Source organism: Natrarchaeobius versutus (assembly GCF_041205745.1).
Lineage (GTDB): Archaea > Halobacteriota > Halobacteria > Halobacteriales > Natrialbaceae > Natrarchaeobius > Natrarchaeobius versutus.
Map to the genome: position 1 here is coordinate 68,523 of NZ_JBGFCC010000009.1, position 18,288 is coordinate 86,810.

The 18,288-nt window shown below is 62.6% G+C and carries 21 protein-coding genes; 14 read left to right on the plus strand and 7 right to left on the minus strand.

Annotated elements, in window-relative coordinates:
* Positions 1-65 precede the first annotated feature (65 nt).
* The 3 genes from AB7C87_RS18730 (at position 66) to aglM (ending at position 3,734) form a co-directional block, all read left to right on the plus strand.
* Positions 66-1,511, plus strand: a complete 1,446-nt coding sequence (locus AB7C87_RS18730) for an oligosaccharide flippase family protein (protein ID WP_369731029.1) — start codon at positions 66-68, stop codon at positions 1,509-1,511.
* Between the two features lie 88 nt (positions 1,512-1,599).
* On the plus strand, positions 1,600-2,334 hold the full coding sequence (gene aglF / locus AB7C87_RS18735; protein ID WP_369731030.1) for a UTP--glucose-1-phosphate uridylyltransferase AglF: 735 nt from the start codon (positions 1,600-1,602) through the stop codon (positions 2,332-2,334).
* A gap of 92 nt (positions 2,335-2,426) precedes the next feature.
* Positions 2,427-3,734: a UDP-glucose 6-dehydrogenase AglM gene (gene aglM / locus AB7C87_RS18740; protein ID WP_369731031.1), complete on the plus strand. Its 1,308-nt coding sequence runs from the start codon at positions 2,427-2,429 to the stop codon at positions 3,732-3,734.
* Between the two features lie 28 nt (positions 3,735-3,762).
* Here the strand turns inward: aglM and AB7C87_RS18745 are convergent, their stop codons facing one another.
* Both AB7C87_RS18745 and AB7C87_RS18750 read right to left on the minus strand, forming a co-directional pair.
* On the minus strand, positions 3,763-4,173 hold the full coding sequence (locus AB7C87_RS18745) for a type II toxin-antitoxin system VapC family toxin (RefSeq protein WP_369731032.1): 411 nt from the start codon (positions 4,171-4,173) through the stop codon (positions 3,763-3,765).
* On the minus strand, positions 4,163-4,471 hold the full coding sequence (locus AB7C87_RS18750; RefSeq protein ID WP_369731033.1) for an antitoxin VapB family protein: 309 nt from the start codon (positions 4,469-4,471) through the stop codon (positions 4,163-4,165). The genes AB7C87_RS18745 and AB7C87_RS18750 overlap by 11 nt, the downstream gene beginning before the upstream one ends.
* A 137-nt stretch (positions 4,472-4,608) precedes the next feature.
* On the opposite strand from AB7C87_RS18750, the gene aglJ reads away from it, so the two are divergent.
* Positions 4,609-5,622 carry an S-layer glycoprotein N-glycosyltransferase AglJ gene (gene aglJ, locus AB7C87_RS18755; protein WP_369731034.1) on the plus strand — a complete coding sequence of 338 codons (1,014 nt, stop codon included), beginning with the start codon at positions 4,609-4,611 and terminating at the stop codon, positions 5,620-5,622.
* 7 nt (positions 5,623-5,629) lie between these two features.
* Here the strand turns inward: aglJ and AB7C87_RS18760 are convergent, their stop codons facing one another.
* On the minus strand, positions 5,630-5,959 hold the full coding sequence (locus AB7C87_RS18760; protein WP_369731035.1) for a DUF5789 family protein: 330 nt from the start codon (positions 5,957-5,959) through the stop codon (positions 5,630-5,632).
* 98 nt (positions 5,960-6,057) lie between these two features.
* Here AB7C87_RS18760 and AB7C87_RS18765 point away from each other — a divergent pair, with 98 nt between their 5' ends.
* The gene (locus AB7C87_RS18765) at positions 6,058-6,267 is read left to right on the plus strand and encodes a ribbon-helix-helix domain-containing protein (protein ID WP_369731036.1); all 210 of its coding nucleotides are present in this window, start codon (positions 6,058-6,060) and stop codon (positions 6,265-6,267) included.
* A 400-nt stretch (positions 6,268-6,667) separates the two neighbouring features.
* Here the strand turns inward: AB7C87_RS18765 and AB7C87_RS18770 are convergent, their stop codons facing one another.
* Positions 6,668-7,090, minus strand: a complete 423-nt coding sequence (locus AB7C87_RS18770; protein WP_369731037.1) for a JAB/MPN domain protein-containing protein — start codon at positions 7,088-7,090, stop codon at positions 6,668-6,670.
* Positions 7,091-7,229: 139 nt separating this feature from the next.
* Complete coding sequence (locus AB7C87_RS18775; RefSeq protein ID WP_369731038.1) at positions 7,230-7,907, minus strand: hypothetical protein; 678 nt, start codon at positions 7,905-7,907, stop codon at positions 7,230-7,232.
* 183 nt (positions 7,908-8,090) lie between these two features.
* Between AB7C87_RS18775 and AB7C87_RS18780 the strand changes: the two genes are divergently transcribed.
* On the plus strand, positions 8,091-8,774 hold the full coding sequence (locus AB7C87_RS18780; protein ID WP_369731039.1) for a VOC family protein: 684 nt from the start codon (positions 8,091-8,093) through the stop codon (positions 8,772-8,774).
* A 123-nt stretch (positions 8,775-8,897) separates the two neighbouring features.
* Here AB7C87_RS18780 and AB7C87_RS18785 read toward each other — a convergent pair whose 3' ends face one another.
* Both AB7C87_RS18785 and AB7C87_RS18790 read right to left on the minus strand, forming a co-directional pair.
* Positions 8,898-9,191, minus strand: coding sequence for a DUF5779 family protein (locus AB7C87_RS18785; RefSeq protein ID WP_369731040.1), 294 nt, complete (start codon positions 9,189-9,191; stop codon positions 8,898-8,900).
* 56 nt (positions 9,192-9,247) lie between these two features.
* Positions 9,248-9,703: a ferritin-like domain-containing protein gene (locus tag AB7C87_RS18790; RefSeq protein WP_369731041.1), complete on the minus strand. Its 456-nt coding sequence runs from the start codon at positions 9,701-9,703 to the stop codon at positions 9,248-9,250.
* Between the two features lie 197 nt (positions 9,704-9,900).
* Here AB7C87_RS18790 and AB7C87_RS18795 point away from each other — a divergent pair, with 197 nt between their 5' ends.
* The 8 genes from AB7C87_RS18795 to leuD all read left to right on the plus strand — a co-directional run bounded on the left by AB7C87_RS18795 (position 9,901) and on the right by leuD (position 18,261).
* Complete coding sequence (locus AB7C87_RS18795; RefSeq protein ID WP_369731042.1) at positions 9,901-10,494, plus strand: winged helix-turn-helix transcriptional regulator; 594 nt, start codon at positions 9,901-9,903, stop codon at positions 10,492-10,494.
* A gap of 368 nt (positions 10,495-10,862) precedes the next feature.
* The gene (locus AB7C87_RS18800) at positions 10,863-12,071 is read left to right on the plus strand and encodes a LeuA family protein (RefSeq protein WP_369731204.1); all 1,209 of its coding nucleotides are present in this window, start codon (positions 10,863-10,865) and stop codon (positions 12,069-12,071) included.
* A gap of 320 nt (positions 12,072-12,391) precedes the next feature.
* Positions 12,392-14,224, plus strand: coding sequence for a biosynthetic-type acetolactate synthase large subunit (ilvB, locus tag AB7C87_RS18805; protein ID WP_369731043.1), 1,833 nt, complete (start codon positions 12,392-12,394; stop codon positions 14,222-14,224).
* A complete protein-coding gene (ilvN, locus tag AB7C87_RS18810) occupies positions 14,221-14,898 on the plus strand; it encodes an acetolactate synthase small subunit (protein ID WP_369731044.1) in 678 nt (225 codons plus the stop codon). The genes ilvB and ilvN overlap by 4 nt, the downstream gene beginning before the upstream one ends.
* Positions 14,891-15,946 carry a ketol-acid reductoisomerase gene (ilvC, locus tag AB7C87_RS18815; protein ID WP_369731045.1) on the plus strand — a complete coding sequence of 352 codons (1,056 nt, stop codon included), beginning with the start codon at positions 14,891-14,893 and terminating at the stop codon, positions 15,944-15,946. Before ilvN ends, ilvC begins: the two co-directional genes overlap by 8 nt.
* Positions 15,947-15,956: 10 nt before the next feature.
* Positions 15,957-16,208: a DUF7989 family protein gene (locus tag AB7C87_RS18820; protein WP_369731046.1), complete on the plus strand. Its 252-nt coding sequence runs from the start codon at positions 15,957-15,959 to the stop codon at positions 16,206-16,208.
* Positions 16,205-17,626 (plus strand): 3-isopropylmalate dehydratase large subunit, encoded by a 1,422-nt coding sequence (gene leuC / locus AB7C87_RS18825; protein WP_369731047.1) that lies wholly within the window; start codon positions 16,205-16,207, stop codon positions 17,624-17,626. Before AB7C87_RS18820 ends, leuC begins: the two co-directional genes overlap by 4 nt.
* Positions 17,623-18,261, plus strand: a complete 639-nt coding sequence (gene leuD, locus AB7C87_RS18830) for a 3-isopropylmalate dehydratase small subunit (RefSeq protein WP_369731048.1) — start codon at positions 17,623-17,625, stop codon at positions 18,259-18,261. Before leuC ends, leuD begins: the two co-directional genes overlap by 4 nt.
* Positions 18,262-18,288 lie beyond the last annotated feature (27 nt).

The following is an 18,288-nucleotide window of genomic DNA, read 5'->3' on the forward strand; positions in this document are numbered from 1 at the left end:
AACTCCTCCATCGAAAGTGGAAACTGCTTAGTCTGTCCCGACGGATATTCACTGTACAACTTAATATGCGTCTCGGCCAAACGTCTATTGTCTATGTCATTTCGAAATTCGCCGCGTCCGGTATCGGTTTTGTTGCCACAATTTATTTGACCCGTACGCTTGGCGAGGAAATTTATGGGTTTTACGCAGTCACACTCGCGCTCGTTTCCTGGTTTGGCATTGTTAAGAGTGTAGGCTTTGGAAACGCGATCGTCAAGCGGATGAGCGAGGACGAAGAACCGGATGAGTACCTCATTGCAGGAATGGGAATAAAGGCAGGACTTACGTTCGCCGTCGTAATTTCAATTGTGACATTTGACGATCAGGTGAACGCCTACGTCGGCCAACCGGTTGCCGAGTTCATCGTACTCTTACTGATAATGTCTGTATTCAGTAGTCTCGTCAACGTTGCGCTCAGAGGGCGCCACAAAGTCCACATATACGCTCCACTCAGTACGTTGAAAGAAGCGGGAAGGAGCGTGGCAATGATTGCGCTCGTCTTCGTCGGATGGGAACTCTCTGGAATGCTTCTCGGACACGCTGTTGGCACCGGTTTGATGGCCGTCATCGGGCTTGTAATCGTCCGCCCGAAGATTGTCCGTCCTCATTGGAGACACGTCATTCGTCTATTTGACTTCGCGAAGTTTTCCTGGCTCGGAAGCATGCGAAATAAGACGTTCAGCGAAGCGGACATTCTCGTTCTCGGACTGTTCGTTCCGGCGGGGCTCACTGGTATTTACGCCGTTGCGTATTCTCTGTCGAAGTTTCTCGAAATATTCGGTAGTGCGATCCAGAAGACTCTGTTTCCGGAGATGAGCAAACGTTCTGCTCAAGACGATATGGACATGATCGCTACTCTTACGAACGATGCACTCATGTTCGCTGGATTTTTTTTGATACCTGGGATCATCGGCGCAGCAATCCTCGGTGATCGTTTGATGTTGGTCTATGGATCAGGCTTTGATATCGGACACTGGATTCTCGTCATACTACTCGTTGGTTTGACCATCTATACATACACGAGACAGCTCTTGAACACTCTTAACGCGATCAATCGGCCTGACCTTGCTTTTCGGGCAAACGGTGTCTTCATTGCCATCAACATTGTTCTTAACGTCGTGCTCGTCTACTCATTCGGTTGGTTCGGTGCCGCCGTCGCCACGGCTTCTTCTGCAGCTGTCGGATTTGTTTTCTCGCTACACTATTGTCGTCGGTTTGTCACCGTCCAAATCCCGATCATGGAGATGGGACGGCAGTGGCTTGCCGCCCTCGTCATGGGCGGGGCAGTCTATGTAACGCGAGAGCTCGGGGAAGACACCCTCTCCTGGGTTGACGACTACAATCTCGTTTTCGTCACACTCTTGGTCGGCTTAGGGGCGGCGATCTACTTTACTATCATGTTCGCTATTTCGAGCCGTTTTCGCGCGACCGTCAACCAAAATCTCCCGTTTACAGTCCCAATGGTTGGGTGACTGATCGCGTTCATCCGAGCGCATTTTTGATGAACGGCTGACATCGTCCTCACAAAGTATTTGTCGAATCACCGGAACCATTCGGAACATGCAAGCAGTCGTCTTGGCCGCGGGTAAGGGAAGTCGCCTCCGGCCGCTCACCGAAGATAAGCCGAAAGTTCTCGTGGAAGTCGACGGAACGCCGCTCATCGAGGACGTCTTCGATAACCTCCTCGAGATCGGCGTCACCGAGCTGATCGTCGTCGTCGGCTACCAGAAAGAACAGATCATCGAACGCTACGGGGACGCCTACGAGGGCGTTCCGATCACCTACACCCACCAGCGCGAACAGTTGGGGCTCGCACACGCAATCCTCCAGGCCGAGCCACACGTCGACGACGACTTCGTGCTCATGCTCGGGGACAACATCTTCAGAGCCAACCTCGCGGACGTCATCAACCGCCAGCGGGAAGACCGCGCCGACGCCGCTTTCCTCGTCGAGGAGGTTCCCTACGAGGAGGCCTCCCGGTACGGCGTGCTCGACACCAACGAGTACGGCGAGATCGTCGAAGTCGTCGAGAAACCCGACGATCCGCCCTCCAATCTGGTTATGACGGGATTTTACACCTTCACGCCGGCGATCTTCCACGCCTGTCACCTCGTCCAACCGAGCGACCGGGGCGAGTACGAACTCCCCGACGCGATCGACCTGCTTATCCAGTCCGGGCGGACGATCGACGCGATCCGCATGGACGGCTGGCGCACCGATGTCGGCTATCCGGAGGATCGAGAGCGGGCCGAGGGGCGACTCGAGGAGGCCAAAGCGGAACCAGCTCCCGAGTGATGCCGAAACGCCTCTCGTGTGGGAACTGAGAATCTCGAGTGAAAACCCGGGGAACCCAAAAACGACTAACACCCGCCCGTAGTCCTTCCGGTATGAACGTCTCGATCGTCGGCAGCGGATACGTCGGTACGACCGTCGCGGCCTGTCTCGCGAATCTCGGACACGACGTCGTCAACGTCGAAATCGACGAGGACGTCGTCGAGACGATCAACGCGGGAAAAGCGCCGATTCACGAGCCGGGACTCGCGGACCGAATCGCCGAACACGCCGGGAGCCGACTCAGGGCGACGACGGAGTACGCGGCCGTCCGAGAGACCGACCTCACCCTCCTCTGTCTGCCGACGCCACAGTCCGACGACGGGAGTCTCGAGTTGGCACCGATGCGCGCCGGGACGGAGATGCTTGGCGAGGCGCTCGCCGAGACGCTCGAAACCGAAGAGGAGACTCACCTCGTCGTCGTCAAGAGTACGGTGCTTCCGGGAACGACCGAGGACGTCGTCGGGCCGATTCTCGAGGCCGAAACCGGGACCCGAATCGGCGAGGGGATCGACCTCGCGATGAATCCCGAATTCCTCCGGATGGGGACGGCGGTCGAGGACTTCCTCGAGCCGGACAAGGTCGTGATCGGCGCGAGGAGCGAGCGAGCGACAACCGCGCTCAAAGCGCTCTACGCGCCGATTCTCGAGCGCAAGGAGACCGATCTTGTCGAGACGGACGTTCGCGAGGCGGAACTCATCAAGTACGCGAACAACGCTTTCCTCGCGTCGAAGGTGTCGCTGGTCAACGAACTGGGCAACGTCGCGAAGGAGTACGGCGCGGACGCCTACGAGGTGCTCGAGGCGGTCGGCCTCGACGATCGGATCTCCGAACGGTTCATGCGCTCGGGGCTTGGATGGGGTGGCTCGTGTTTCCCGAAGGACGTCGACGCGCTTCGGGCTGGCGCGCGCGAACAGGGATACGAACCGGAACTGCTCGATGCGGTCGTCGCCGTCAACGACGCCCAGCCCCGTCGGCTCGTCGAGTTGCTCGCCGATCACGTCGACCTCGAGGGTTCCCGAATCGCGGTCCTCGGACTGGCGTTCAAACCGGGAACCGACGACGTTCGGAAGTCGCGCGCGCTCGACGTGATCGCTCACCTGCGCACTCGGGACGCGACGCCGGTCGCGTACGATCCGGTCGCGATCGAGACCGTTCGCGAGCGCCACCCCGGCCTCGAGGTCGAGTACGCCGACTCGGCCGAGGGCGCGCTCGAGGGTGCCGACGGCGCGGTCGTCGCGACCGACTGGCCGGAGTTCGACGACCTCTCGTTCGATGGGATGGCTGGTCGGATCGTCGTCGACGGACGCCGGATCGACGTCGACGAGGGAGAACTCGAGGTGTACGAGGGACTGACCTGGTGAGGCCGGCGACGAAGACGAATGAGGACAGTCAGCGGTACGATTCGACCGGAACACCGAGGGCTCGAAAGTCGTCCACGTTGTTCGAAACGACTGTCGCTTCGTGTTCGATTGCGGCTCCGGCGACAACCGCGTCGGCCGCGAGTGCGTTAATTCGGTCGCGGTTGGTCGTCTCGTCGCGGTGTAACGGGGCTTCGACGTCCGCGATTTCCCAGGCGGTCGTCGACGTAATTGGGACGGTTCGGACCCACTCGAACTGCGCACGGATCTCCTCCGGATTGAATCGACCGACGAGTTTGCGTCCGACTGCGATCTCTTTGAGGTTCAGGGTGGTCGTGATGTACTCGGTTTCGTTCGGCTGGCTCTCGAGGTACGATTTCACTTCGGGATATCCGCCCCAGTGGTGTATCAGAAACGTCGTGTCGAGTAGTTTAACTGTCATTCGATCCCTCGTCTTCGTTTCCGGGATCAGAACTGTCGTCGCTTCCACCACCGAAAGCGGCCAGTGCATCCCGCTGTCGGTCAGCGTGTCCGACGTTCGATGCCGATCGGGACCGCTCGGCGATCACCTCGAGATCGTCGGCTTCTTCCCGTGGGAGCGTTCCGAACGTCTCCTCCCAGTGGGTTTCGGACTCGTCGATCAGGCGATCGACGAGATCGGTGAAGCTCTCGCCGTCCCGTTTTCGTGCGTGGAGTCGCTCGTAAACGTCTTCACGAAGACCGATCGTTTTCGTCCCCATCTCAATTTGTATTTGTGTTTGTGTACACAAATACGTTTCCACGAGAAACGGACGGCGACGGAATCAATGTAACGGGTCGTAACTCGTGAATATACGTATCAGTACGCTTTTGCGCTCCCGCCGACGAGTGGCTGGCGATGGAGAATGACGGAGCCCGCGCGAACACGCTCGAGCGCGGCGGGGAGGTCCTCACCATGAGCGACTCGACGAAACGCGAGATTTCGCCCGACGAGGTCTGCGTTCTCGTTCCGACGCTCGAGGAGGCCGCGACGATCGGCGACGTGATCGACGGGTTCTACGAGCACGGCTACACGAACGTCGTCGTCGTCGACGGCGATTCGTCCGACGACACCCGCGAAATCGCGAGCGAGCGCGGTGCGCAGGTGTTCGTCCAGTCCGGCGACGGGAAGGGACAGGCGGTCCGGGAAGCCGTTGAGTACATCGACGTCCCCTACGTGTTGATGCTCGACGGCGACGGAACGTACGATCCTGGTGACGCCGAGACGATGCTCGACCCTCTCTCGCGCGGGTACGAGCACGTGATCGGAAACCGCTTTGCCGACATGGACGACGACGCGATGCGCGCGTTGAACGGCTTCGGTAACCGGCTGATCAATCGCTCGTTTCGGTTCATTCACGGGGCGGACTACGACGATATCCTCTCGGGGTACCGGGCGTTTACGACGGAATCGTTCGAACGGCTGTCACTCGACTCGGACGGCTTTACGATCGAAACGGAACTCGCCGTCGAGTGCGTCAAACACGGCGTCGACACGACGGTCGTCCCGGTCAGTTACAGCGCCCGTCCCGAGGAGTCGGAGACGAACCTCCACCCGGTCAAAGACGGCGGGACGATCATTCTGGCGTTGTACTCGCTCGCGAAGACCAACAATCCGTTATTTTACTTCGGTAGTCTCGGGGTTTCGGGAATCGCCGTCGGCGGACTCCTCGCGGTGTACGTCCTCTGGCGGTGGGTCCAACACGGGGTGGGTCACGAAATACTGGCGCTGGCGTCTGCGGCCGCCGTCCTCCTCGGGGTGCAGTTGCTCATGTTCGGCGTGCTCTCGGATATGCTCGTCACCTTGCATCGAGAACAGCGTCGCCGTCTCGAGCAGATCACTCGACAGGCCCGCGAGCGAGACGAGGAGTGAACACCAATTAGAACGGGAGCATCGACCGCACCTGCTGGATGACGCCGCCGGAGTGTTCTTTCCGGTAGGCTTCGAACGGACCGTGGAGTTCGTTTAGCAGTTCCTGTCGGGAGCGAAACTCGTTGGTCTCGACTTCGGCGAGCATTTCCCCGAGCGAGATTCGGCTCCCGTGGACGTTGTACGGAATCCGCTCGTGGCCGAGTTCCGCGTCGACGTCGTCTCTGGTCGCCGGAAAGGAGAGATCGGACTCTTTCAGGCGTGCGTCGACCGCCGCGATACCGAACTCGATGCTTTCCGGTTCCTCGTCGTCGCCGCCCGATGGTGGCCGGACACCCATACCGTCCGCTTCGGGCCCCGATATGAAAATCGCTACGAACCGCGACGGCGTTCCGTGACTGTCGATACGCATTTGGGGCCGGCGACGGAGTACCGAATATGACCGAGTACACCACGGTCTCGATCCCGAAAGATCTGGCCGAACGCGTCGAGGAGACGATCGAAGGGACGAGCTTTCAGAGCACGAGCGATCTCGTGCGATTCCTGCTTCGGAGTATCGTCATCCAACACCAGAAACAGGGCGAACTCACGGAAGCCGAGTTCGAGGAAATTACGGAACAGCTCAGGGGGCTTGGCTACCTCGAGTGACGGTTCTCGGTGGTCGATCCGGCCAGGTTTCTCGAGGCATCGTTTTCAGCCGGCTACGCGTCGTCACAACCGCCCGACATAATGCGTCGGAACCGGTCGGCCGAGTTGTTATCCGTCTCGAGGTGGTATCCGTCGACGGAGGTCGACCGCCATGCCACACGTTCCGAACTTCCCTTCGAACGACCGCGACGAGGAGGACGATCGGCCGAGTCGAGGCATCGTCGACCGAATCATCGACGGGGGATTTCCGACGCCCTCCGGTAACTAATCCGTCGTCATCGTCTTTTCACGAGTCGCTTTCGGCTGATCGCACGTCTCATACGGTTTACTGTCGCGATGTACCGGTGAGACCGCCGCCGCCAGGTCGCGGTCTCAGGGAAATAATCGACAGTAGACCGTATCACCCGGACAACGACTGCTCGGGCGGCTCGGCGTCGATGATCTCGAGTGGTTTGCGATCACCGTTGCGGTCGAACGCCCCGAAAGAGTCCTCGTCGGTCGTCCACGGCGGGACGGCGACGAAGATCACCTGGGCGAGGTCGTCGCGTTTCGTCACCTCGAGCTCCCGGAGGGGATGGGAGGCGAACTGGCCCTGTGCCTGTCGGGCCGGCGTCGAGAGGTCGACACCGAAGACGGCGTTGACGGAGTTGCCGGGATCGGGGAGGAAGAAGTCGGTGAAGACAGGCGTCTCGGGCGGGATCCCGCCGGCTCCCTCGAGTTCTCCGGCGGGCGTCACCGAGACGCCGGTCGTCACGCGATCCGGGTCGGCGTCGCTGGCCAGGTCGAGGAGGACGTCGACGAGCGCACGCGTGATGTAGACCATACGCCCAGTAGGCGCGGCTCACAGTTAGCTGTATGCCCGGCGATCCGGGGGGTTCGAATCGGTTCACACTGCCGCCGTCCGCCAGTTGGGTCACCCGCGCACTGTGCCCGATTGTGTCACTCAATCAGTCCAACAGCCCTCACAGCAGATTCCAGATCGCTTTCGCGTAGAGTCGAGGCGCCCGGCGCTGGGCGCCGGAGAGCGCGTGATCGAGCGTCGACGTCGCGTACTCCGTGATACCGACGCCGTGTCCGACGAGGATTCGGTCGGGCGAGAACTCGCCGAGGACCTCCCGTGGCGGGAAGAACCTGCACATTGGGTGGACGCCGAGTCGTTCGTTGCCCGCCAGGAAGTACTCGGCCGTGCCGACCGATTCGGGAACGACGAGCGTGTCGTCGGTCGGGTCGTAGAGGGCGGCTTCTTGCCAGAACCGGTTATCGACGAGCGTGTGTGCCCGGATTCCGGTGTCCGAGATCTCGTTGGTAAATCTGGCGACCGGGGCGTCGATCTCCTCGGTGACGCCTTCGAACCACCGCGGGAGGTAAACCGGAACACCGTGTCGGTTCGCGATCGATTCGGCGTCGCGTTTGTGCCGGTCGAGCAAGACGACGACGCCGGCGACGACGCCGAACTCCCCCAGAAACTCGTCCAGTCCGTCCGCGTCGACTGGGTCGACGAGCCAGAGTCCGCCGTCGATCTCGAGGGCGTGGCTCGCCCGCTCCATCCGTTCGTCGGGGTGAGCGATCCAGCCGACGCCGCCGTCGTATCGATCGATCACCCTGAAGTCCGTCGCCCGCTCGTCGACGCGAAACGCCATATCTGTGGGATACGGACCGTCGAAGTATAAACGTAGGACACGTGCGCCGACTCCTCGAAATATCGGCGGCCGGTGACGATCGACGGACCGATTCGGCGGTTTCACTCGGGCGAAGACACGGTCAGCGGCCAACGTCGCTCCACGGTCGACGCTTCTATGGTGACACCGCGAGTAGCCGTCGGTATGTTCACCCGACTCTCCTGGCTCGCACTCGAGGTCAAACACCTCGAGCGGGCACGGGAGTTTTACGCCGAGACGTTGGGTATGGACGTCCGCTCGCGGTGCGATCGGGAGATCGTCTTCGCGGCAGGTGAGACGGACCTCGTCTGTCGACGGCCCGACGGCTACCCCCGTGGCGGACTCCACACCCATTACGCGTTCTCGATTCCGTACGACGAGTACGAGGACTGGTGGGACCGACTCGGCGGGACCTACGACCTGACGGAGTACGATTTCGGCTCCGCGAAGTCGCTGTACCTGTACGATCCGGACGGCAACTGCGTCGAACTCGGCCAGCAACGCGTCGACGGGCCGGGAATCGACGGCGTCTTCGAGGTCGTCCTCGAGGTGGAGGACCTCGATCGGTCCGAGGAGTTCTACGCCGACCTCGGCTTCGAGACGGTCGACGTCGGCGACGAGCGACGACGCGTTCGGATGAACGGGCCGATGGCGCTCGAACTCTGGGAGCCACACCTCGGCGTCGCAGACGCCCGTGGCGGGGTCCACGTCGATCTGGGATTCGAAGCCGACCAACCGACTCGCGTTCTCGAGATTGTGGGCGATCGCGTCAGATCGATCGACGCCGGGGCCGACGACGCGGTCGTCGTTCGCGACCCCGATGGCCACGTCGTCACCGTTCGATCCTGACCTCCTCGAGCCGGCGTGGCGGCTACGAGCGAGATTTCGTGCAGACTGTGTGGGGACTGCGAACTCGTGGGACCGACTGCGAACGTGGTCAGGTTTTACAGTGGGGCGAGCTGATCCGGTCTCTCAGGAGAGTCGTTCGGTGTTGACGTCGACGCCCGGCGGCGTCACGAGGAGAAATCCGCGGAAGTGAACGAGGTTGCCGCCCGATTCCCTGACGTCCCGTGCGAAGCCGGCGGCGAGTTCGTTGACGTCGCCGTCGACACACAGCATCAAGACGTTCCCCTTCGAGATCGCCTCGAGCCACTCGTCGTCCGAAGTTTCCCCGTCGAGAACGCCGAGAACGATGCTTCCCTCGATCTCGAGTTCCTCGTCGATGTGCTCCTCGACCGTCCGGAGGTCGAGGTCGAAATCGCTCATACAGGCTGTCTCGAAGCGCGGTGGCAAAAACGTTCCTCTGTTCGACCCCGACGCGCTCAATCGCTCGGGAACTCCTTTCTGAACCCCCTGAACTCCGTGTGGTGTGCCTCCTCGTCGGCGAGAATGCTGACCGCGACGTCCTCGGTGACGGGGTCGTTCGCACCGTCGGCCGCGTCCGCGAGCGAGCGGTACGTGTCGATCGCCTCGTCTTCCGCCTCGAGGACACCGTCGATGACCGACCGGACGTCGGTCGTGTCTTCGGGCGGTTGCAGGCTCGACTGGGTCGCCTCGAACGCTTCGGAGCCCGGCGGCGACTCGTCCAGTTGTTTCAGGCGTTCGCCGAGCATCTTCGCGTGATCGAGTTCCTCCTGTACGTCCGCCTCGAGGCTCTCTTTGACCTCCTCGGCGTGGATGCCGTCCAGAACGATCGCGTTCGTCAGGTAGTTCATCACGGTCTCGAGTTCGTCCACGTACGCCTCCGTGAGGAGGGCGGTGATCTCGTCGGTCGTCATGCCGTGGCGGTCTACCACGGCGAGGGATAAAACGCTGACACGCGATCGCGGCCAAACCCAAACGCGTCAGCGCGGACGGGCCGGTCGGCGTCCAATGCTCGAACGGTCTCGAAATCGGAGTCGGAACCGAGACGGTGATCCGAATCGATACCGGGGAACGGAACACACTCTTACCCGATCCGTCCCAACCGAGGCACATGAGAGACCTCGACGAGACTGATCTCGAGATCCTCGAGTTGCTCACGGAGAACGCTCGACGGCCATACAAGGAGATCGCCGACAACGTGGGGCTGACGCCGCCTGCCGTCTCCGATCGCATCTCCCGACTCGAGGAACAGGGGATCATCCAGGGGTTTACGATCGACGTCGATCGGGAGAAACTCCGCGGCGAGACCGCGGTTTTGATCGAACTCGATCCCGTTCCGACGGCCGTCGACGACGTCTACGCCGCGGTCACGGATCTCGAGGAGATCGAAGGCGTCTTCGAGGGAGTCGACGGGAGCATCGTCGTCCACGCGACGCTTCCGGATTCGAACGTCCGTTCGTGGCTCGCGTCCGGTTTGAACCTCGAATCCGTCCGGAACTACGACGTCACGGTGCTCGCCAGATCCGACCGAATCGTCGGCGTCTCGGCGACCGGGTTCGGTCTCGAGTGTGTCGTCTGCGGGAAGGAGATCGTCGACGGCGGCGTCACGGCGACGGTCGGTGGCGAGCTCAAGACGTTCTGTTGTCCCTCCTGTGAGGATCGATACGTCAGCCGGTACGAAACCCACCGCGATGCCCTCGAGTAACGTGGTGTTCGATCACCCACTATTCGTGGGCAGAATTGGACGTTCGAACATCCACTTGCCCGAGGTAGTGTTGTGGCTGACCGACCGTCCAGTCGCGAGCGCGCGCCGACGCGTCCGAATCCGTTTCGGCGGCCGACCGGCCGAATAATACGCTCGAGCGGCGGTCGATGCCGCCGCCGGCCGGCATTGGGCTGGTATGATACTAGGTAATACGCTCTGTATTAGGTCGTTGATGTCGTGCGGTTTTCGACGCGGAGGTTCACTGTGCGGTGGCCTAGCACGACGCTAGCCGGCCGAAACAGCGGTAGTTTTATATATATCGTCGCGCCTCGAATCGGATACAATGTCTTCACAAGACAGCTCATCCTCTGATACCAGTCAGGGGGGTCGAGTTCTTCCAGGGCACGTTAGATTCCACTGACGAAATAGAGTCAGCACGTGTCTTCGATACCACGCTCCGGGACGGCGAGCAGTCTCCCGGAACGTCGTTCTCGTACGACGACAAACGGCAGATCGCCGCGATTCTGGACGAGATGGGGACTCACGTCATAGAGGCGGGTTTCCCGGTCAACTCCGACGCGGAGTTCGAAGCCGTCCGTGATATCGCATCCTCGACGTCGACGACGACGTGCGGGTTAGCCCGCGTCGTCGACAAGGACATCGAAGCGGCGCTTTCTTCCGGCGTCGAGATGGTACACACGTTCGTCAGTACCAGCGACGTCCAGATCGAGGATTCGATGCACGCGACGAGAGACGAAGTTGTACAGCGCGCAGTCGAGTCGGTCGAGAGAATCGTCGATGCGGGAGCGATCTGCATGTTCTCGCCGATGGACGCGACGCGAACCGACGAGCAGTTCCTGATCGACGTGATCGAGGCGGTCACCGAGGCAGGAGTCGACTGGATCAACATTCCGGACACCTGTGGCGTCGCCACGCCGGGTCGGTTCCGAGCGATGATCGAGAAGGTCTGTGCTCACACCGACGCCCGAATCGACGTCCACACCCACGACGACTTCGGGCTGGCTACCGCGAACGCCTTAGCCGGCATCGAGGCGGGCGCCGACCAGGCGCAGGTGTCGGTCAACTCGATCGGCGAACGTGCGGGTAACGCCGCCTACGAGGAGTTCGTGATGTCCGTCGAATCGCTCTATCAGTGTGATACTGGGATCGATACGACGCGTATCGTCGAACTCTCGGAGGTCGTCGAGGAGAAAAGCGGGATGCCGACGCCGGGCAACAAACCCATCGTCGGCGACAACGCCTTCTCCCACGAGAGCGGCATCCACGCCGCCGGCGTCATCGAAAACTCCGACACGTTCGAACCCGGCGTGATGACCCCGGAGATGGTCGGTGCCGAGCGCCGATTGGTCATGGGCAAACACACCGGGACCCACTCGGTTCGGGAACGGCTCGTCGAGTGTGGGTTCGAACCAACCGACGAGGAGATCCGAGCGGTAACCCGTCGAGTCAAAGATTACGGGGCGGAGAAGCGTCGAGTCACGGTCGACGACTTGGAGCGCTTCGCCGAAGAGGCCGGCGTCGAACGCCGCCAGAGCCAGGAGGAGGTGCGCGTCTAAGGGATGACCTCCCCGCTTGCCACCGTTCGCGAGCGCCGGCTACGGCGCCCCGGACCACGCGGAGTGACTCACAACAGTTATGTCCCTCGGCGTGACTACGTCAGTAATGATGACTCGAGGCGCTTGCCAGTCCGTTCGCACGGTCGGCACCAGCGCGCTCGCTCCAATTCGTATTGTAGGGGCGGCCTAGCCCCTTCACTCTTACTCCGTCGTTCCGGTTTCAGGTCCGCACCGTTTTCGAAGCGACCACGCAGACAGCAGATGACAACACACTCACAACCGAAACCAACGGATCGCCGCACAGCGGCGGGAGATAATCGATGAGCGAACGCGCCTCACCGGTCACACAAACCGAAGAACAACACCACCCCGACGAACAGCACGACGAACACGAGTCGACGGCCGACTCGGCGGACGACGCGGACGATAGTGGTTCCAAAACGCCGTCCGAGTCGCCTCCAACGCCCGTCACGACGGGTGCCGAATCGGTCGTCCGCGCCCTCGAGAACGCGGGCGTCGAGTACGCCTTCGGCGTGCAAGGCGGTGCGATCATGCCCGTCTACGACGCCCTCTACGATTCCGAGATCTACCACGTGACGATGGCCCACGAACAGGGCGCATCCCACGCGGCCGACGCCTACGGCATCGTCTCCGGCGAGCCGGGGATCTGCCTTGCGACGTCGGGTCCGGGTGCGACCAACCTCGTCACGGGCATCGCAGACGCCGACATGGATTCGGATCCGATGGTCGCCCTGACGGGACAGGTCGCGACCGACTTCGTCGGCAACGACGCGTTCCAGGAGACCGACACCATCGGCGTCACGACGCCGGTAACGAAGGACAACACCTTCTCGTCTGACCCCGATCGAGTCGGTAGCGACGTCAGCGAAGCGTTCGCGCTCGCCCGCGAGGGTCGACCCGGTCCAACCCTGGTCGACTTACCCAAGGACGTCACGAACGCCGAGACCGATAGCGAGCCCGACGAGCCGCGCGTGCCCGACACGTACGAGGTTCAACAACGGGCCGACCCCGAGATCGTCGCCGCGGCGGCCGAACGGATCGAGAACGCGAACCGTCCCGCGATGCTGTTCGGCGGCGGCGTCATCAAAGGCGACGCCACCGACGTCTGTCGCGAGTTCGCGATCGAACACGATATCCCGGTCATCACGACGATGCCCGCGATCGGTTCGTTCCCGGAAGACCACGAACTCGCCATGGAGATGGCGGGGATGCACGGCACCGGCTACGCCAACATGGCGATCACTCACTGCGATACGTTGATCGCCGTTGGCACCCGATTCGACGACCGCCTCACCGGCGGTATCGAGACGTTCGCGCCCGACGCGGAGGTCATCCACGTCGACATCGATCCCGCCGAAATCTCGAAGAATATCCGGGCGGATTACCCGCTGGTCGGCGATGCGGGAACCGTCGTCGAGCAACTGGCAGACGCCGTCGACGCCACGCCGGAGGCGACGAAGTGGCGAGCCCAGTGCCAGCAGTGGAAATCCGACTACTCGATGGCCTACGACGCCCCCGAAGACGAGCCGGTCCGACCCGAGTTCGTCGTCGAGGCGTTAGACGAAGCCACGAGCGACCGCGCGGTCGTGACGACTGGCGTCGGCCAACACCAGATGTGGGCCTGCCAGTACTGGACCTACACCGAGCCCCGGACCTGGGTCTCGAGTCACGGCCTCGGCGCGATGGGCTACGGCCTGCCGGCGGCCGTCGGCGCGCGCCTCGCCGCCGACGACGACCAGGAGGTCGTCTGCATCGACGGCGACGGCTCGTTCCTGATGACGCTTCAGGAACTGTCCGTGGCCGTCCGCGAGAACCTCGATATCACGGTCGTCGTGCTCAACAACGAGTACATCGGCATGGTCCGACAGTGGCAGGACGCCTTCTTCGAGGGACGTCACTCGGCCTCCGAGTACGGCTGGATGCCCGAGTTCGACAAGCTCGCCGAAGCGTTCGGTGCCAAGGGCTTTCGCATCGACGACTACGACGACGTCGCCGACGCGATCGACGGCGCGCTCGCCTACGACGGCCCAGCCGTCATCGACGCACACATCGATCCGCAGGCGAACGTCTACCCGATGGTTCCCGCCGGCGGCGACAACGGTCAGTTCGCGCTGACGGAGGACCAACTATGAGTCCGAAACGGGGACTCGAGGGGCCGCCGCCGGAGGAGCGCCCGACGCCCGACGGCCGGCGCAACAAGCAGGGGATCCGCATCGACCCCGAGGTCGAGGCGACCCACGACCCCCGACGCACCGTCATCTCCGCGTTAGTCGAACACGAACCGGGCGTGCTCGCGGAAGTCTCGGGGCTGTTCTCGAGACGGCAGTTCAACATCGAGAGCCTCACTGTCGGTCCGACGACCGACGACGACCGCGCACGGATCACGATGGTCGTCGAGGAACCCGACCCGGGGATCGACCAGATCAAAAAACAGGTCCGGAAGCTGGTGCCGGTGATCTCCGTGCGGGAACTCGCACCCGACGCGATGCGCCGGGAACTCGCGCTCGTGAAAGTCGACGCCGAGCGGCCCGACCAGGTCGCCGCCGTCGCGGACATGTACGGCGCAAAGACCGTCGACTCGAGTCCGGAGACGGCGACGTTCGAAGTCACCGGCGCCCGCCAGAAGATCGACGCCGCGATCGAGACCTTCGGCCAGTTCGGCATCCGGGAGATCTCCCGGACCGGAACGACGGCGCTCGCCCGCGGTACCGACGAGACGGCCGGCGCGACGCCGGCCACCGAGGTATCGGCCGCCGAGACGGCGAACCAAGAGCAAACCTACACGCAGACACATACCGATGACTGACGAATTCACTACCGAGATCTACTACGACGGCGACGTCGACGAATCGTACCTCACAAACACCACGGTTGCCGTCCTCGGCTACGGAAGCCAGGGCCACGCACACGCACTCAACCTTCACGAAAGCGGCGTCGACGTGGTCGTCGGCCTCCGCGAGGACTCCTCGTCGCGCGCGGCGGCCGAGGAAGACGGCCTCGAGGTGGCGACCCCGGTCGAAGCCGCGGCACAGGCCGAAGTCGTCTCCGTGCTGGTCCCCGATACGGTCCAGCCGGCGGTCTACGAGCAGATCGAACCCGAACTCGAGGAGGGGAACACGCTCCAGTTCGCTCACGGCTTTAACATCCACTACAACCAGATCCAGCCGCCCGAACACGTCGACGTGACGATGATCGCGCCGAAGTCGCCGGGCCACCTCGTCCGACGAAACTACGAGAACGACGAGGGGACGCCGGGACTGCTCGCGATCTACCAGGACTACACCGGGGACGCGAAAGAGCGCGCGCTGGCCTACGGGAAGGGGATCGGCTGTACCCGCGCCGGCGTCGTCGAGACGACGTTCCGGGAGGAGACCGAGACCGACATCTTCGGCGAGCAGGCCGTCCTCTGTGGTGGCATCGCCGAACTCATCAAGGTCGGTTACGAGACGCTCATCGACGCGGGCTACAGCCCCGAGATGGCCTACTTCGAGTGCATGAACGAAATGAAGCTCATCGTCGACCTCATGTACGAGGGCGGACTCGGCGCGATGTGGGATTCGGTTTCGGACACCGCCGAGTACGGCGGCCTCACCCGCGGCGACGACGTGATCGACGACCACGTCCGTGAGAACATGGAGGAGGTACTCGAGCAGGTTCAAAACGGCGAGTTCGCGACCGAGTGGATCGCCGAGAACCAGGCCAACCGGCCGGTGTACACCCAGCTCAACCAGGCCGAGAAAGACCACGAGATCGAGGAAGTCGGCGCGCGACTTCGCGCGCTGTTCGCCTGGGAAGAAGGCGAACAGGAGGCGGAATCGGAAGACGAACGTACACGCGTGAAAGCGAACGAGTGAGACGAACACGATGACACGAGAGACGGATACGAATCGCGAGACGATGGCCGACGTCAGTCACACTAACCCCAACACCGGGGAGACGGCAGGCCACCTGTTCACCCGCGGTCCGGTCGTCGCCGCTGACGGCGGCCGACCGGACGCGGAAACCGAGGAGGACGAACGAACGATGGCAAGCGTCGATCACACGCCGCCACACGACGCGGAGAACGCGAATCGCGTCTTCGAACGCGGGAAACGACCCGCTGGAGGCGACGAATGAGCGAGGGGACGCTGTACGACAAGGTCTGGGAGGAACACAAGGTAACCGAGTTGCCGACCGGCCAGGACCAGCTGTTCGTCGGCCTTCACCTCATTCACGAGGTGACCAGCCCGCAGGCGTTCGGGATGTTAGAAGAACGTGACCTCGAGGTCGCCTACCCCGAACTCACCCACGCGACGGTCGATCACATCATCCCGACGGCCGATCAGTCCCGCCCCTACGAGGAGGACGCGGCCGAGGAGATGATGAGCGAACTCGAGGAGAACGTCCGCGAGGCGGGAATCGAGTTTTCGGACCCGAACAGCGGGGATCAGGGGATCGTCCACGTCGTCGGCCCGGAACAGGGACTCACCCAGCCCGGCAAGACGATCGTCTGTGGCGACTCCCACACCTCGACTCACGGCGCCTTCGGCGCGCTCGCATTCGGGATCGGCACCAGCCAGATCCGGGACGTGCTCGCGACCGGAACGCTCGCCTTCGAGAAGCAGAAGGTTCGCAAGATCGAGGTCGACGGCGAACTCGGCGACGGCGTCGAAGCGAAAGACGTCATCTTAGAGATCATCCGCCGACTCGGCACCGAGGGCGGCGTCGGCTACGTCTACGAGTACGCCGGATCCGCCATCGAGAGCCTCGGCATGGAAGGCCGGATGTCGATCTGTAACATGTCGATCGAAGGCGGCGCCCGCGCGGGTTACGTCAACCCCGACGAGACCACCTACGAGTGGCTCGAGGAGACCGATTACTTCCAGGAGAACCCCGAGACGTTCGAGGAACTCAAACCCTACTGGGAGTCGATCCGCTCGGACGAGACGGCGGAGTACGACGACGTCGTCACGATCGACGCCGACGAACTCGAGCCCGTCGTCACCTGGGGGACGACTCCCGGACAGGGAGTCGGCATCACGGAGCCGATTCCGGCGCCGGAAGACCTCCCCGAGGACAAACAGGACACCGCCCGACGCGCCCAGGAGCACATGCGCGTCGAGCCCGGTGAGACGATGGAGGGCTACGAAGTGGACGTCACGTTCCTCGGCTCCTGTACGAACGCCCGCCTGCCCGACCTTCGTCGGGCGGCGGAGATCGTCGAGGGCCGTCAGGTACACGACGACGTCCGCGCACTCGTCGTTCCTGGCAGTCAGCGCGTCCAGCGGACCGCCGAAGCGGAGGGGCTCAAAGACGTCTTCGAGGAAGCCGGATTCGAGTGGCGAAACGCCGGCTGTTCGATGTGTCTCGGCATGAACGAAGACCAACTCGAGGGCGACGAGGCGTGTGCCTCCTCTTCGAACCGCAACTTCGTCGGCCGCCAGGGCTCGAAGGACGGTCGAACCGTCCTGATGAATCCGCGGATGGTCGCCGCGGCGGCGATCGAGGGTGAAGTCACTGACGTGCGCGACCTAAAGGAGGTGCAGACCGCATGAGCGGAGACGACGTCGACATTCCCGAGGTCGACTACGTCTCCGGATCGGGTATCCCGATCCGCGGCAACGACATCGACACGGACCAGATCATCCCTGCCCGCTTTATGAAGGTCGTCACCTTCGACGGACTCGGCGAGTTCGCGTTCTTCGACGTGCGATTCGACGACGACGATACCCCAAAGGAACACCCGATGAACGAGGAGCGCTTCCAGGGCTCGTCGGTCATGGTCGTCAACAGCAACTTCGGCTGTGGCTCCTCGCGCGAACACGCTCCCCAGGCGCTGATGCGCTGGGGGATCGACGCGCTCATCGGCGAGAGCTTCGCCGAGATCTTCGCGGGCAACTGCCTCGCGCTCGGCATCCCGACCGTGACGGCCGATTCCGAGACGGTCCAGGAGATCCAAGAGTGGGTCGACGAGAATCCCGACGGCGAGATCGATATCGACGTCGCGGCCGAGACGGTCACCTACGGTGGACAGACGATCGACGTCACCGTCGACGACGCCCAGCGTAAGGCGCTCGTCGAGGGCGTCTGGGACACGACGGCGCTGATGAAGTCCAACGCTGGCGAGGTCGCCAAGTTGGCCGAGGAACTGCCGTACGTCGAGGGCTCGTCGATTCCGGAAGCCGAGTAGCCTCGTCGATTCGAATCAGTTATAGTA

What these genes read in the sequence shown, in the direction of transcription:
- leuD (WP_369731048.1), top strand. Translation starts at nt 17,623, where the DNA reads ATGAGCGGAGACGACGTCGACATTCCCGAGGTCGACTACGTCTCCGGA.
- ilvC (WP_369731045.1), top strand. Translation starts at nt 14,891, where the DNA reads ATGACTGACGAATTCACTACCGAGATCTACTACGACGGCGACGTCGAC.
- AB7C87_RS18770 (WP_369731037.1), bottom strand. Translation starts at nt 7,090, where the DNA reads ATGGTCTACATCACGCGTGCGCTCGTCGACGTCCTCCTCGACCTGGCC.
- AB7C87_RS18785 (WP_369731040.1), bottom strand. Translation starts at nt 9,191, where the DNA reads ATGAGCGATTTCGACCTCGACCTCCGGACGGTCGAGGAGCACATCGAC.
- AB7C87_RS18730 (WP_369731029.1), top strand. Translation starts at nt 66, where the DNA reads ATGCGTCTCGGCCAAACGTCTATTGTCTATGTCATTTCGAAATTCGCC.
- AB7C87_RS18820 (WP_369731046.1), top strand. Translation starts at nt 15,957, where the DNA reads ATGACACGAGAGACGGATACGAATCGCGAGACGATGGCCGACGTCAGT.
- AB7C87_RS18765 (WP_369731036.1), top strand. Translation starts at nt 6,058, where the DNA reads ATGACCGAGTACACCACGGTCTCGATCCCGAAAGATCTGGCCGAACGC.
- ilvN (WP_369731044.1), top strand. Translation starts at nt 14,221, where the DNA reads ATGAGTCCGAAACGGGGACTCGAGGGGCCGCCGCCGGAGGAGCGCCCG.
- AB7C87_RS18780 (WP_369731039.1), top strand. Translation starts at nt 8,091, where the DNA reads ATGTTCACCCGACTCTCCTGGCTCGCACTCGAGGTCAAACACCTCGAG.
- ilvB (WP_369731043.1), top strand. Translation starts at nt 12,392, where the DNA reads ATGAGCGAACGCGCCTCACCGGTCACACAAACCGAAGAACAACACCAC.
- AB7C87_RS18760 (WP_369731035.1), bottom strand. Translation starts at nt 5,959, where the DNA reads ATGGGTGTCCGGCCACCATCGGGCGGCGACGACGAGGAACCGGAAAGC.
- aglJ (WP_369731034.1), top strand. Translation starts at nt 4,609, where the DNA reads ATGGAGAATGACGGAGCCCGCGCGAACACGCTCGAGCGCGGCGGGGAG.
- AB7C87_RS18750 (WP_369731033.1), bottom strand. Translation starts at nt 4,471, where the DNA reads ATGGGGACGAAAACGATCGGTCTTCGTGAAGACGTTTACGAGCGACTC.
- leuC (WP_369731047.1), top strand. Translation starts at nt 16,205, where the DNA reads ATGAGCGAGGGGACGCTGTACGACAAGGTCTGGGAGGAACACAAGGTA.
- AB7C87_RS18795 (WP_369731042.1), top strand. Translation starts at nt 9,901, where the DNA reads ATGAGAGACCTCGACGAGACTGATCTCGAGATCCTCGAGTTGCTCACG.
- AB7C87_RS18745 (WP_369731032.1), bottom strand. Translation starts at nt 4,173, where the DNA reads ATGACAGTTAAACTACTCGACACGACGTTTCTGATACACCACTGGGGC.
- aglM (WP_369731031.1), top strand. Translation starts at nt 2,427, where the DNA reads ATGAACGTCTCGATCGTCGGCAGCGGATACGTCGGTACGACCGTCGCG.
- AB7C87_RS18790 (WP_369731041.1), bottom strand. Translation starts at nt 9,703, where the DNA reads ATGACGACCGACGAGATCACCGCCCTCCTCACGGAGGCGTACGTGGAC.
- AB7C87_RS18775 (WP_369731038.1), bottom strand. Translation starts at nt 7,907, where the DNA reads ATGGCGTTTCGCGTCGACGAGCGGGCGACGGACTTCAGGGTGATCGAT.
- aglF (WP_369731030.1), top strand. Translation starts at nt 1,600, where the DNA reads ATGCAAGCAGTCGTCTTGGCCGCGGGTAAGGGAAGTCGCCTCCGGCCG.